Raw genomic sequence first — 13,284 nt, forward strand, 5'->3', positions numbered from 1 at the left:
CACGGCCTCGATGCGGCCGTCGCAGAGCCGCACGTCCACGACCCGGCCGTCCGCGAGCCGGGCGCCCCGGAGGGTCAGCGCGCCGCTTCCCGGGCCGCCGGCGGTTTCGGCCGCGTGGTCGTCGGGCTGCCCCGGCTGGCTGTCGGGCATCGTGCTCCAGAAGACGGCTCAAGATCACAGAGAGTGAGTCGAGCCTAGGGGCGTGGCCCGTCCCGTTCGGGGAAGAGCGCAATAGTCGTACCGGTGCCGCCTTGCTGATCAGCGGTGTACGGGCGCCCGGGGCGGGGTACAGGACGGGGATGGCCGGGCGTCCCGAAACGGATTTGGGCGATCGGCGACCGAGCGTGTAATGTCTTCCTCGCTCGCCCCAATAGCTCAGTCGGTAGAGCGTCTCCATGGTAAGGAGAAGGTCTGCGGTTCGATTCCGCATTGGGGCTCTGGTGATCGAGAGTCCCCGCTTCGGCGGGGAGGATCAGTCATCAAAGCGGTGTAGCTCAGTCGGTAGAGCAAGCGGCTCATAATCGCTGTGTCACCGGTTCAAGTCCGGTCACCGCTACAAAAAGTAGCCGATTGTGGGGTCGGTCCTTCGATCGGCTACTCTTTTCTGCGTTCATCCGTTCATCGTCCGTCCAAGGAGCACTCACGTGGCTGCCACCGACGTCCGCCCGAAGATCACGCTGGCCTGCGTGGAGTGCAAGGAGCGGAACTACATCACCAAGAAGAACCGGCGTAACAACCCGGACCGTCTTGAGATGAAGAAGCACTGCCCGCGCTGCAACTCGCACACTGCGCACCGCGAAACGCGCTGAATCAGGCTCGTACACGAGGCCGTCCCCTCCGGGGGGCGGCCTCGTGTCGTTGTGCGGGCTTGCCGTTGAATGGGGCGGGACGCCGCCACAGGCCGGCCCAGTCGTCTTTCATCCAGGAGGTTGCGAGTTCATGGCGCTCGACCAGTCCTTCGTGGGACGGACCTATCCGCCCACCGCGCCGTACGAGGTCGGACGGGAGAAGATCCGCGAGTTCGCCGAGGCCGTGGGCGACACCCACCCCGCCTACACCGACCCCGAGGCCGCGGCGGCGCTCGGGCACGACGATGTCATCGCGCCGCCCACCTTTGTGTTCTCGATCACCTTCAAGGCCGCCGGCCAGGTCGTCGAGGACCCCCAGCTGGGGCTGGACTACAGCCGCGTGGTCCACGGCGACCAGCGGTTCGTCTACACCCGCCCGGTGCGCGCGGGGGACCGGCTGACCGTGACCTCGACCATCGAGGCCGTGAAGTCCATGGCGGGCAACGACATCCTGGACGTCCGCGGCGAGGTCCACGACGCGTCCGGCGAGCACGTGGTGACCGCCTGGACGAAGCTGGTGGCGCGCGCCGCCGAGGAGGCGTGATGACGGCGAAGGTGAGTTACGAGGCGGTCGAGGTCGGCACGGAGCTGCCCGCCCGGTCCTTCCCGGTCACCCGCGCGACGCTCGTGCAGTACGCGGGCGCCTCGGGGGACTTCAACCCGATCCACTGGAACGAGCGCTTCGCCCGCGAGGTCGGACTGCCCGACGTGATCGCGCACGGCATGTTCACCATGGCCGAGGCGATCCGCGTCGTCACCGACTGGGCCGGCGATCCGGGCGCGGTCGTGGAGTACGGCGTGCGCTTCACCAAGCCCGTGGTGGTCCCGGACGACGACAAGGGCGCGCTGATCGAGGTCAGCGGCAAGGTGGCCGCCCTGCTGGACGACCGGCGGGTGCGGGTGGACCTGACGGTCATGAGCGACGGCAAGAAGGTCCTGGGCATGTCGCGGGCCGTGGTGCAGCTCGCCTGAGACGGGGCCGCGCCGCAGGCCGGTAAGGGGCACGGTCCATGGGCCGTGCCCCTTACGTGTGCCCCGCCCGCGCCCCGGCCGGCCGCCCCGCCTCCGGTCCCGCCAACCACCCCCCTTGACCAAGTTAGTGATCGAGTACTAACTTACTGCCATGGCAAGGATGAGTGCAGACGAGCGGCGCGAGAGCGTCATCCGCGCGGCGGTCACCGAGTTCGCCCGGGGCGGCTACAGCGCGACCTCCACCGAGGCGATCGCCAAGCGGGTGGGCGTCTCGCAGCCGTACCTCTTCCGTCTCTTCCCCAACAAGCAGGCGATGTTCCTCGCCGCGGCCGAGCGCTGCCTCCGCGAGACCCGCGAGGTCTTCGCCGAGGCGGCCGACGGGCTGGAGGGCGAAGAGGCGCTCCACGCCATGGCCCGGGCCTACCAGCGGCTGATCGCCGACGACCCGGACAAGCTGCTCATGCAGATGCAGATGTACGCGGCCGTGGCCGCCGCCGAAGCGGCCGGGGACCACGCCTTCGGCGAGTCGGTACGGTCCGGCTGGCTGGAACTCTTCGACTCCGTCCACCTCGCGCTCGGCGCCGACGCCGACGAGGCCACGACCTTCCTCGCGTACGGCATGCTCGCCAACACGCTGACCTCGCTCGGCTTTCCGGCCGGACACCGGATCTGGTCCGGCTTCTACACCTCGGCCCGGCCGATCACCTGACGGCATCGCCGTCTTCGCCGGGCTCGGCCCGGTTTTCTGCCCAGAAAAGTTAGTGACCAATTACTAACCCTCCAGGGGGAGCAGTGGACCAGCACACGAAAGGCCGCGCGGGAGCGGCCTGGGCCCTCGTCATCACCAGCGTCGCCGGCTTCATGGCGGCCCTCGACAACCTCGTCGTCACCACCGCACTGCCGTCCATCCGCGAGAGCCTCGGCGGAGAGATGGAGGAGCTGGAGTGGACGGTCAACGGCTACACCCTGACCTTCGCCGTCCTGCTCATGTTCGGCGCCGCCCTCGGTGACCGCTTCGGCCGCCGCCGGCTCTTCCTCGCCGGGCTCACCGTCTTCACCGGCGCGTCCGCGGCCGCCGCCCTCTCGCCCGGCATCAACGAACTCATCGCCTTCCGCGCCGTCCAGGGCGTCGGCGCCGCGATCATGATGCCGCTCACCCTCACCCTGCTCACGGCCGCCGTGGAACCGGCCCGCCGGGGCATGGCGCTCGGCATCTTCAGCGCCGTCACCGGCCTCGCCGTGGCCAGTGGGCCCCTGATCGGCGGCAGCCTCACCGAGCACATCTCCTGGCAGTGGATCTTCTGGCTCAACGTGCCGATCGGCCTGCTCCTGCTGCCTCTCGCCCGCTTCCGCCTGGCGGAGTCGTACGCCCCCGGCGCCCGGCTCGACCTCCCCGGCACCCTCCTCGTCAGCGGCGGCCTCTTCGGCCTCGTCTACGGCCTCGTCAACGCCAACGCCGACGGCTGGACCGACCCCACCGTCCTGACCTCGCTCCTCGCCGGCACCGCGCTCATCGGCGCCTTCGTCCGCCACGGCTTCCGGAGCAGCCGGCCCATGCTGCCCATGCGCCTCTTCCGGGACCGGGGCTTCTTCGGCATCAACATCGCCAGCCTGCTGATGTACCTCGGGATGTTCGGCTCGATCTTCCTGCTCAGCCAGTACTTCCAGAGCGTCCTCGGCTACTCGCCCACCGAGGCCGGACTGCGGATGCTGCCCTGGACCGGGATGCCGATGCTCGTCGCCCCGATCGCCGGAATACTCTCCGACCGGTTCGGCGGCCGCCCCGTCGTCATCACCGGCCTCGCCCTCCAGGCCACCGGCCTCGGCCTCTTCGCCCTGACCATCGCCCCGGACGCCTCCTACGCCTCGCAGCTGCCCGGCCTCGTCGTCGGCGGCATCGGCATGGCCCTCTACTTCGCCCCGGCCGCCGGCCTGGTCATGTCCAGCGTCCGCCCCGGCGAACAGGGCATCGCCTCCGGCGCCAACAACGCCCTGCGCGAGGTCGGCGGCGCCCTCGGGATCGCCGTGCTCACCACCGTCTTCTCGGCGCGGGGCGGCCTCGACTCGGCGCGGTCCTTCACCGACGGGACCGTGCCGGCCGTCTGGCTCGGCGCCGGAACCGTCGCCCTGGCCGCGCTCGTCGCCCTCATGATCCCCGGCCGCCGCGCCGCCGCCCCGGAGCCCGGCCCCGCGGCCGCCGCCCCGGTCGAGGGGCACACCGGGGAGCGGGCCTCCGTAGCCGCCTGAGGCACCCCGTACACCCGACGCGGTCCGTGGCCCCGCCCAGCGGCGGGACCACGGACCGTACCCTTGTCCCCGTGCAGGAACTCCACGACGCGCCCCTCGCCCCCCTGACCACCTTCCGGCTCGGCGGCCCCGCCACCCGGCTGCTCACCGCCACCACGGACGACGAAGTGGTCGAAGCCGTCCGCGAGGCCGACGACAGCGGCACCCCGCTGCTGATCATCGGCGGCGGCAGCAACCTGGTCATCGGGGACAAGGGCTTCGAGGGCACCGCCCTGCGCATCGCCACCCGGAGCTTCGAACTGGACGGCGGTTCCCTGGAGCTGGCCGCCGGCGAGGTCTGGACCGACGCCGTCGCCCGCACGGTGGAGGCCGGGCTCGCCGGTCTCGAATGCCTCGCCGGCATTCCCGGCTCCGCGGGCGCCACCCCGATCCAGAACGTCGGGGCGTACGGCCAAGAGGTGTCCTCCACCCTCACCGAGGTCGTCGCCTACGACCGGCGCAGCCGGGAAACGGTCGTCCTGCCCAACTCCGCGTGCGCCTTCTCCTACCGGCACAGCCGCTTCAAGGCCGAACCCGACCGGTACGTGGTGCTGCGCGTCCGCTTCGCCCTGGAGGAGTCCGGCGGGCTGTCGGCGCCGCTGAAGTACCCCGAGACCGCACGGGCCATGGGCGTCGCGGAGGGGGACCGCGTTCCCGCGGCGGAGGCCCGCGAAACCGTGCTGCGGCTGCGCGCGGGCAAGGGCATGGTGCTCGACCCGGAGGACCACGACACCTGGTCGGCCGGGTCCTTCTTCACCAACCCGATCCTCGACCAGGACGCCTTCGACGCCTTCCTGGCACGGGTCGCCGACCGGCTCGGGCCCGACGTCACACCGCCCGCCTTCCCGGCCGGAGACGGGCGCACGAAGACCTCCGCCGCCTGGCTCATCGACCGGGCCGGCTTCACCAAGGGCTACGGCACCGGACCCGCCCGCATCTCCACCAAGCACACCCTCGCCCTCACCAACCGGGGCGAAGCCACCACCGAGGACCTGCTGGCCCTGGCCCGCGAGGTCGTCGCCGGGGTGCACGCGGCCTTCGGCGTCACCCTCGTCAACGAACCGGTGACCGTGGGCGTCAGCCTGTAGGGCCCGGAAGCCCGCACGGCTCAGACCGAGGGACCGGCCAGCCAGGCGTCGACGCCCGCCAGCAGCTCCGCCCGGACCGGCTCGGGCGCCGTGGACCCGCGCACCGACTGGCGGGCCAGCTCGGCCAGCTCCTCGTCCGTGAACGCGTGGTGGCGGCGCACCAGGTCGTACTGGGCGGCCAGCCGGGAACCGAACAGCAGCGGGTCGTCCGCGCCGAGCGCCATCGGCACGCCCGCGTCGAACAGAGTGCGCAGGGGTACGTCGGCGGGCTTCTCGTAGACGCCGAGCGCCACGTTGGACGCCGGGCACACCTCGCAGGTCACCCCGGACTCGGCCAGCCGGCGCAGCAGCCGGGGGTCCTCGGCCGCCCGCACCCCGTGTCCGACGCGCACGGCGTCCAGATCGTCCAGGCAGTCCCGGACGCTGGAGGGGCCCGACAGCTCGCCGCCGTGCGGAGCGGCCAGCAGACCGCCCTCCCGCGCGATGGCGAAGGCCCGGTCGAAGTCGCGGGCCATGCCCCGCCGCTCGTCGTTGGAGAGGCCGAAGCCGACGACGCCCCGGTCCGCGTACCGCACGGCGAGCCGCGCCAGTGTGCGCGCGTCCAGCGGGTGCTTCATCCGGTTCGCCGCGATCACCACCCGGATCGGCAGCCCGGTCGCGCGCGACGCGGAGTCCACCGCGTCGAGGATGATCTCGATCGCCGGGATCAGGCCGCCGAGCAGCGGCGCGTACGAGGTGGGATCGACCTGGATCTCCAGCCAGCCCGACCCGTCCGCCACGTCCTCCTGGGCGGCCTCGCGCACCAGGCGCTGGATGTCCTCGGGGGCCCGCAGGCACGACCGGGCGATGTCGTAGAGGCGCTGGAAGCGGAACCAGCCCCGTTCGTCCGTCGCCCGGAGTTTGGGCGGCTCGCCGCCGGTCAGGGCCTCGGGTAGCCGCACCCCGTACTTGTCGGCGAGTTCCAGCAGCGTCGTGGGACGCATCGACCCGGTGAAGTGCAGGTGCAGGTGGGCCTTGGGCAACAGACGTACATCACGCTCCATCCCAAGATCCTGCCGCACGGACGGGGCGGCGCGGTAGCCGCTTTCCCCATCGGGGTGCCCGTCGAACGCGAAAGCGACCCCCGGCCGGGGCCGGAGGTCGCTCGTACGCGGACTTTCAGAGCACGGCCTAGGCCTTCGCCTCGGCCAGCAGCTTCTGGAGCCGCGAGACGCCCTCGACGAGGTCGTCGTCGCCCAGGGCGTACGACAGGCGCAGGTAGCCGGGCGTGCCGAACGCCTCGCCGGGGACGACCGCCACCTCGGCCTCGTCCAGGATGAGCGCGGCCAGCTCGACCGAGGTCGCCGGGCGCTTGCCCCGGATCTCCTTGCCGAGCAGGTCCTTCACCGACGGGTACGCGTAGAAGGCGCCCTCCGGCTCCGGGCAGAACACGCCGTCGATCTCGTTGAGCATCCGCACGATGGTCCGGCGGCGGCGGTCGAAGGCGGTGCGCATCTCCGCGACCGCGTCCAGGTTGCCGGAGACGGCGGCCAGCGCGGCGGCCTGCGAGACGTTGGCGACGTTCGACGTGGCGTGCGACTGGAGGTTGGTCGCGGCCTTCACGACGTCCTTGGGGCCGACGATCCAGCCCACGCGCCAGCCGGTCATCGCGTACGTCTTGGCGACGCCGTTGACGACGATGCACTTGTCGCGCAGCTCGGGGACGACGGCGGGCAGCGAGGTGAACGTCGCGTCCCCGTAGACCAGGTGCTCGTAGATCTCGTCCGTCATGACCCACAGGCCGTGCTCGACGGCCCAGCGGCCGATCGCCTCGGTGTCCGCCGCGCTGTACACCGCGCCGGTCGGGTTGGACGGGGAGACGAACAGGACGACCTTCGTGCGCTCCGTACGGGCCGCCTCCAGCTGCTCGACCGAGACCCGGTAGCCGGTGGTCTCGTCGGCCACGACCTCCACCGGGACGCCGCCGGCCAGCCGGATCGACTCGGGGTAGGTGGTCCAGTACGGCGCCGGCACGATGACCTCGTCGCCCGGGTCGAGGATCGCGGCGAACGCCTCGTAGATGGCCTGCTTGCCGCCGTTGGTGACCAGGATCTGGGCGGGGTCGACCTCGTACCCGGAGTCGCGCAGCGTCTTCTCCGCGATGGCGGCCTTGAGCTCGGGGAGCCCGCCGGCCGGGGTGTAGCGGTGGTACTTCGGGTTGCGGCATGCCTCGACCGCGGCGTCGACGATGTAGCCGGGGGTCGGGAAGTCGGGCTCGCCGGCACCGAAGCCGATCACCGGACGGCCCGCGGCCTTGAGGGCCTTGGCCTTGGCGTCGACGGCGAGGGTGGCGGACTCGGAGATCGCACCGATGCGGGCGGAGACCCGGCTCTCGGACGGAGAAGTAGCAGCGCTCATGCCCCCATGCTCCCAGACCGTTTTCCGTGTCGGCACAGGGGTTTCAGGGACCGGACAGCACTCGGACAGCATCCGGACACGAACGGACCGGGAGCGGTCGGAAGCTTTCTGTTCGACGCCGGGCCGCCGAGCACGTACACTCACCTGTCGTTGGCCTTCACCAGCCGCACCGTTCCTGCACTCGGGTCTTCCGGGAACATGCGGTAGGTTGGTGGAATCCACAAAGGGTCGTAGCTCAATTGGTAGAGCACTGGTCTCCAAAACCAGCGGTTGGGGGTTCAAGTCCCTCCGGCCCTGCTACACACCCCTTCGCCAGGGGGTGTGCGCATGTACGTACTTCAATGCACCGCCGTGCGGCTCCACCGGGCGCGGCACGGCCACGACCCGGAATCAGGTGAGAAGCGTGACGGACGCCGTGGGCTCCATCGACAAGCCTGATGCCGAGGACGAGGCGCCCGAGTCGAAGAAGAAGACCCGGAAGGGCGGAAAGCGCGGAAAGAAGGGCCCGCTGGGCCGTCTCGCGCTCTTCTACCGCCAGATCGTCGCCGAGCTTCGCAAGGTCGTCTGGCCGACGCGCAACGAGCTGTCGACGTACGCCACCGTGGTGATCGTGTTCGTCGTCGTCATGATCGGCCTCGTGACCGTGATTGACTTCGGGTTCGCGCGGGTCATCAAGTACGTCTTCGGCTGATCCACGCGAAGGGCGCCTGCTGGGCGCCCCTTTCGCATGTACCACCCATTTGTATCCAGGAAGAAGCCACCGTGTCTGACCCGAACCTGAACGACGCCGGCGAGCCGACGGCGGGCACCTTCGAGTCCGCCGAGAACGAGCTCGACATCGTCGAGGCGGCGGACGCCGAGGAGTCGGACCGGGCCGAGGCCGCCGACACCGACATCGACGAGGCCGCCGAGGAGAGCGCGGACGCCGAGCAGAGCGCGGACGCCGCCGACGAGGAGGAGGCCGAGCCGGCCGAGCCCGTCGACCCGGTGACCGCCCTGCGCGAGGAGCTTCGCGGACTGCCGGGCGAGTGGTACGTCATCCACACGTACGCCGGTTACGAGAAGCGTGTGAAGGCCAACCTGGAGCAGCGCGCCGTCTCGCTGAACGTGGAGGAGTTCATCTATCAGGCCGAGGTGCCTGAGGAGGAAATCGTCCAGATCAAGAACGGCGAGCGCAAGAACGTCCGTCAGAACAAGCTGCCCGGCTACGTGCTGGTGCGCATGGACCTGACGAACGAGTCCTGGGGCGTCGTCCGCAACACCCCCGGCGTCACCGGCTTCGTGGGCAACGCCTACGACCCGTACCCGCTGACCCTGGACGAGATCGTCAAGATGCTCGCCCCGGAGGCCGAGGAGAAGGCCGCCCGCGAGGCCGCCGAGGCCGAGGGCAAGCCGGCTCCGGCCCGCAAGGTCGAGGTCCAGGTGCTGGACTTCGAGGTCGGCGACTCCGTCACCGTCACCGACGGCCCGTTCGCGACGCTGCAGGCGACGATCAACGAGATCAACGCCGACTCGAAGAAGGTCAAGGGCCTCGTCGAGATCTTCGGTCGCGAGACCCCGGTCGAGCTCAGCTTCGACCAGATCCAGAAGAACTGAGCATTCCGCCCGCTTCTGGACACATGCCTACCGAGCAGGTCAGACAGGCTGTCTAAGCCGGTCTGACCTGCTTGGTTTTTGGTCGCGCAGCTATACCCGTTATCGTTGTGCGGTATGCCTGCATCCGGATGACCGGATGAAGGCGAAAACTCTCACTAGGACCCGGAGAGAGCACATGCCTCCCAAGAAGAAGAAGGTCACGGGGCTGATCAAGCTCCAGATCAACGCCGGTGCGGCCAACCCGGCCCCGCCGGTCGGCCCCGCGCTGGGTCAGCACGGCGTCAACATCATGGAGTTCTGCAAGGCCTACAACGCCGCGACCGAGTCGCAGCGTGGCATGGTCGTGCCGGTGGAGATCACGGTCTACGAGGACCGCTCCTTCACCTTCATCACCAAGACTCCGCCGGCCGCCAAGCTGATCCTCAAGGCTGCGGGTGTGGAGAAGGGCTCCGGCGAGCCGCACAAGACCAAGGTCGCCAAGCTGACGGCCGCCCAGGTCCGCGAGATCGCCACGACGAAGCTCCCCGACCTGAACGCCAACGACCTCGACGCCGCGTCGAAGATCATCGAAGGCACCGCCCGCTCCATGGGCATCACGGTCGAAGGCTGAATCAGCCCCACCCCCTCAGTGGCAGGACCAAGCGCTGGTCCGCACCACGACTCCACACTCTGAAACCATCAGGAGTAGAAGTGAAGCGCAGCAAGAACCTCCGCGCTGCGGACGCCAAGATCGACCGGGAGCGCCTCTACGCCCCGCTCGAGGCCGTCCGCCTCGCCAAGGAGACCGCCACCACGAAGTTCGACGGCACCGTCGAGGTCGCCTTCCGCCTGGGTGTCGACCCGCGCAAGGCCGACCAGATGGTCCGCGGCACCGTGAACCTCCCGCACGGCACCGGCAAGACCGCCCGGGTCCTGGTCTTCGCGACCGGTGACCGTGCTGCGGCCGCGGAAGCCGCCGGAGCCGACATCGTCGGCGCCGACGAGCTGATCGACGAGGTGGCGAAGGGCCGTCTGGACTTCGACGCCGTCGTCGCCACCCCGGACCTCATGGGCAAGGTCGGCCGCCTCGGCCGCGTGCTCGGTCCGCGTGGTCTGATGCCGAACCCGAAGACCGGCACCGTCACCCCCGATGTCGCCAAGGCTGTCACCGACATCAAGGGCGGCAAGATCGAGTTCCGTGTCGACAAGCACGCGAACCTGCACTTCATCATCGGCAAGGTCTCCTTCGACGACACCAAGCTGGTCGAGAACTACGCGGCCGCGCTGGAGGAGGTCCTCCGTCTGAAGCCGTCCGCCGCGAAGGGCCGCTACGTCAAGAAGGCCGCCCTGGCCACCACCATGGGCCCCGGCATCCCGCTGGACCCCAACCGCACCCGTAACCTCCTCGTCGAGGAGGACCCGGCCGCCGTCTGAGCCTCCGCGCTCGTACGACCGTCGCGTCACGTGTGACATGGGACGGGCCCCGCAACCTTTCGAGGTGCGGGGCTCGTCCTCATTCGTACGTGGACATGATTGTCGGAGCCCCGCGCTAGCGTGGGTGCCCGAGAGTCGAACGAGGGGTGGAACGCAGATGCAGAGCAACACCGTAAGGCGCGTGGGCCTGGCCGTGGCCGTGGCGGCGGCGCTGACCTCCGTCGCCGCCTGTGGGGGCTCCGACGACGGCGGCACGAGCAAGGACGCGGGGAAGAAGAACGACCGCGGCAGCTCCGTGGTGAAGGTCGACCCGATCGCCGCGCTGGTCGCCGTGCAGAAGAAGACCGGTCAGGCGCAGTCGGCCCGCGTCGAGGGCGAGACCTCCATGGGCAGCATGATGACCATGAAGCAGAAGGGCGTCATGGACTGGTCCGACGGCCTCACCGGCACCATGGAGATCTCGTACACCGGTGGTTCCATGGCCGACGCCATGAAGCAGGCCGGGGGCAGCGGGACCATGGAGGCCCGCTACTTCAAGGACGGGTACGCGGCCAACATGGGCGACGCGATGGCCCAGCAGACCGGCGGCAAGAACTGGATCAGCTACAGCTACGACGACCTGGCCCAGCTGGCCGGCGCCTCGGGCGCGGTCCTGAAGGACCAGATGCAGAACAGCACGCCCGAGCAGGGGGTGAAGTCGCTGCTGGCCTCCGGTGACGTGAAGAAGGTCGGCCAGGAGGACGTCCGCGGCGTCAGCACCACGCACTACTCCGGCACGGTCGACGTCGCCGCCCTGACCTCCAAGAACAGCAAGCTCAGCGCCGATGAGCTCGACGCGCTCAAGAAGCAGCTGGCGGACGCCGGGATCACCACGGAGACCATCGACATCTGGGTCGACGAGAACGACCTGCTGGTGAAGAAGACCGAGCGCGGCGCGATGAAGACCGGCGAGCTGAACTCCACGGTCTACTACAGCGACTACGGCACCAAGGTCACGGTCGAGCGCCCGCCGGCCGCCCAGACCGTCGACTTCACCGAGCTGCTGAAGCAGCAGCAGGGAGCGGGTACCGGGGCGGCTTCCTGACCCCCGTTCCCCGACCGCGCTGTCCCGGTTCCGGCCCGTTCAAACCTCTCGGGCCTGTCCGGGGCCGGGCGGATTTGCCCGGCGCGACCCCGGTCGCGTACTCTTTCGCAGAAGCCAAAGACCGCTGGTCGTTGTCCTGAATCCGCGAGGATTCGGCAACCGAAGGCTCCGTTGATGCGGACGACCTGCGCAGGTGACTGTGGAAAGCTCCCGGACTTCGTTTCGGTCGAGCTACGCCCTGGCGCCTGCGCCGGGGCGTTTCGTCTTTCCGGGTCCTTTTGAGCGGTCCTCATCACCCGGAAGGAGGCCGACGCTATGGCAAGGCCCGACAAGGCTGCTGCGGTAGCCGAGCTCGCGGACCAGTTCCGCAGCTCGAACGCCGCCGTGCTGACCGAGTACCGGGGTCTCACCGTGGCTCAGCTCAAGCAGCTGCGCCGTTCGCTCGGTGAGAACGCCCAGTACGCCGTGGTGAAGAACACGCTGACCAAGATTGCGGCCAACGAGGCCGGGATCAACGCGCTCGACGACCTGTTCGCGGGTCCGACGGCGGTTGCCTTCGTCACCGGTGACCCGGTGGAGTCGGCGAAGGGTCTTCGTGACTTCGCCAAGGAGAATCCGAACCTCATCATCAAGGGCGGTGTCCTTGACGGCAAGGCGCTGTCCGCCGATGAGATCAAGCAGCTCGCGGACCTCGAGTCCCGCGAGGTTCTGCTCGCCAAGCTGGCCGGTGCCATGAAGGGCAAGCAGACGCAGACTGCGCAGCTCTTCCAGGCGCTGCCGTCGAAGTTCGTCCGCACCGCGGAAGCGCTTCGCGTCAAGCTGGAGGAGCAGGGCGGTGCCGGTACGCCGGCTCCCGCCGAGGCCGCCGAGTAATCACGCTCAGCGGTCCAGCGGGCACCGTGTACGCCCGCCGACACATACATCCGGCACCTGCCGAATAGTGGAAGGACGCCTGTCATGGCGAAGCTGTCCCAGGACGAACTGCTTGCCCAGTTCGAGGAGCTCACCCTCATCGAGCTCGCCGCCTTCGTGAAGGCCTTCGAGGAGAAGTTCGAGGTCACCGCCGCCGCGGCCGTCGCCGTTGCCGCCGGTCCGGCCCAGGGTGGCGGCGACGCCGCCGCCGTTGAGGAGAAGGACGAGTTCGACGTCATCCTCACCGCCGCCGGTGACAAGAAGATCCAGGTCATCAAGGTCGTGCGTGAGCTGACCTCCCTCGGCCTGAAGGAGGCCAAGGACCTCGTCGACGGCGCCCCGAAGCCCGTCCTCGAGAAGGTCGCGAAGGACGCCGCCGACAAGGCCGCCGAGTCCCTCAAGGGCGCCGGCGCCTCCGTCGAGGTCAAGTGACCCTGCGAGTCCTCTGACTCCTCAGGACCCCGTGCCGCGAGGCGCGGACGTCACATCGCGAAAGGCGATCACCCGTTCGGGTGGTCGCCTTTCGGCGTACCGGCGGAGGGTGCCTTGCCCTTCCCACGTTGACGAGTATGGTGATCTTCGCCGTGCCCTTCACACGGGGCACACGGGCGCCGTCGAGGGGCGGTGTCCGCGGGGGCCCGGGGGCCGGTCGGGCCGAGGGGGCCTTGACGAACCGCACGCGGCGCGC

At 69.6% G+C, this 13,284-nt stretch carries 15 protein-coding genes and 3 tRNA genes; 16 read left to right on the forward strand and 2 right to left on the reverse strand.

What is annotated here, in order from left to right:
- Positions 1 to 364: 364 nt before the first annotated feature.
- The 8 genes from MHW47_RS07980 (at position 365) to MHW47_RS08015 (ending at position 5,194) form a co-directional block, all read left to right on the forward strand.
- Positions 365 to 437 (forward strand) — tRNA-Thr (locus tag MHW47_RS07980).
- Between the two features lie 46 nt (positions 438 to 483).
- A tRNA-Met gene (locus MHW47_RS07985) sits at positions 484 to 556 on the forward strand.
- A gap of 88 nt (positions 557 to 644) precedes the next feature.
- The gene (gene rpmG / locus MHW47_RS07990; RefSeq protein WP_003956487.1) at positions 645 to 809 is read left to right on the forward strand and encodes a 50S ribosomal protein L33; all 165 of its coding nucleotides are present in this window, start codon (positions 645 to 647) and stop codon (positions 807 to 809) included.
- Between the two features lie 130 nt (positions 810 to 939).
- Positions 940 to 1,392, forward strand: a complete 453-nt coding sequence (locus MHW47_RS07995; protein ID WP_239221927.1) for a MaoC family dehydratase N-terminal domain-containing protein — start codon at positions 940 to 942, stop codon at positions 1,390 to 1,392.
- Positions 1,392 to 1,820, forward strand: a complete 429-nt coding sequence (locus MHW47_RS08000) for a MaoC family dehydratase (protein WP_239221928.1) — start codon at positions 1,392 to 1,394, stop codon at positions 1,818 to 1,820. Before MHW47_RS07995 ends, MHW47_RS08000 begins: the two co-directional genes overlap by 1 nt.
- Before the next feature lie 160 nt (positions 1,821 to 1,980).
- Entirely contained in the window at positions 1,981 to 2,529 is a 549-nt protein-coding gene (locus MHW47_RS08005; protein ID WP_239221929.1) for a TetR/AcrR family transcriptional regulator, read from the forward strand.
- An 83-nt stretch (positions 2,530 to 2,612) separates the two neighbouring features.
- A complete protein-coding gene (locus MHW47_RS08010) occupies positions 2,613 to 4,067 on the forward strand; it encodes a DHA2 family efflux MFS transporter permease subunit (protein WP_239221930.1) in 1,455 nt (484 codons plus the stop codon).
- 71 nt (positions 4,068 to 4,138) lie between these two features.
- Positions 4,139 to 5,194, forward strand: a complete 1,056-nt coding sequence (locus MHW47_RS08015; RefSeq protein ID WP_239221931.1) for a UDP-N-acetylmuramate dehydrogenase — start codon at positions 4,139 to 4,141, stop codon at positions 5,192 to 5,194.
- Positions 5,195 to 5,214: 20 nt separating this feature from the next.
- Here the strand turns inward: MHW47_RS08015 and MHW47_RS08020 are convergent, their stop codons facing one another.
- Together MHW47_RS08020 and MHW47_RS08025 are read right to left on the reverse strand one after the other, a co-directional pair.
- Positions 5,215 to 6,237 (reverse strand): adenosine deaminase, encoded by a 1,023-nt coding sequence (locus MHW47_RS08020; protein WP_239221932.1) that lies wholly within the window; start codon positions 6,235 to 6,237, stop codon positions 5,215 to 5,217.
- A gap of 127 nt (positions 6,238 to 6,364) precedes the next feature.
- A complete protein-coding gene (locus MHW47_RS08025; protein ID WP_239221933.1) occupies positions 6,365 to 7,591 on the reverse strand; it encodes a pyridoxal phosphate-dependent aminotransferase in 1,227 nt (408 codons plus the stop codon).
- A 224-nt stretch (positions 7,592 to 7,815) separates the two neighbouring features.
- Here MHW47_RS08025 and MHW47_RS08030 point away from each other — a divergent pair.
- The 8 genes from MHW47_RS08030 to rplL all read left to right on the forward strand — a co-directional run bounded on the left by MHW47_RS08030 (position 7,816) and on the right by rplL (position 13,028).
- Positions 7,816 to 7,888: transfer RNA gene (locus MHW47_RS08030), tRNA-Trp, on the forward strand.
- A 106-nt stretch (positions 7,889 to 7,994) separates the two neighbouring features.
- Positions 7,995 to 8,282 carry a preprotein translocase subunit SecE gene (gene secE, locus MHW47_RS08035; RefSeq protein WP_239221934.1) on the forward strand — a complete coding sequence of 96 codons (288 nt, stop codon included), beginning with the start codon at positions 7,995 to 7,997 and terminating at the stop codon, positions 8,280 to 8,282.
- A 71-nt stretch (positions 8,283 to 8,353) separates the two neighbouring features.
- A complete protein-coding gene (gene nusG, locus MHW47_RS08040; RefSeq protein ID WP_239221935.1) occupies positions 8,354 to 9,187 on the forward strand; it encodes a transcription termination/antitermination protein NusG in 834 nt (277 codons plus the stop codon).
- A 175-nt stretch (positions 9,188 to 9,362) separates the two neighbouring features.
- Entirely contained in the window at positions 9,363 to 9,797 is a 435-nt protein-coding gene (gene rplK / locus MHW47_RS08045; protein ID WP_143621126.1) for a 50S ribosomal protein L11, read from the forward strand.
- Positions 9,798 to 9,877: 80 nt separating this feature from the next.
- A complete protein-coding gene (gene rplA, locus MHW47_RS08050) occupies positions 9,878 to 10,600 on the forward strand; it encodes a 50S ribosomal protein L1 (RefSeq protein ID WP_239221936.1) in 723 nt (240 codons plus the stop codon).
- Positions 10,601 to 10,757: 157 nt separating this feature from the next.
- Positions 10,758 to 11,684, forward strand: coding sequence for a hypothetical protein (locus MHW47_RS08055; RefSeq protein ID WP_239221937.1), 927 nt, complete (start codon positions 10,758 to 10,760; stop codon positions 11,682 to 11,684).
- Positions 11,685 to 11,999: 315 nt separating this feature from the next.
- Positions 12,000 to 12,557: a 50S ribosomal protein L10 gene (rplJ, locus tag MHW47_RS08060; RefSeq protein WP_239221938.1), complete on the forward strand. Its 558-nt coding sequence runs from the start codon at positions 12,000 to 12,002 to the stop codon at positions 12,555 to 12,557.
- An 84-nt stretch (positions 12,558 to 12,641) separates the two neighbouring features.
- Positions 12,642 to 13,028, forward strand: a complete 387-nt coding sequence (gene rplL / locus MHW47_RS08065) for a 50S ribosomal protein L7/L12 (protein WP_239221939.1) — start codon at positions 12,642 to 12,644, stop codon at positions 13,026 to 13,028.
- Positions 13,029 to 13,284: the final 256 nt, after the last annotated feature.

Source organism: Streptomyces sp. OfavH-34-F, assembly GCF_022347745.1.
In the GTDB taxonomy this organism is placed as follows: Bacteria; Actinomycetota; Actinomycetes; order Streptomycetales; family Streptomycetaceae; genus Streptomyces.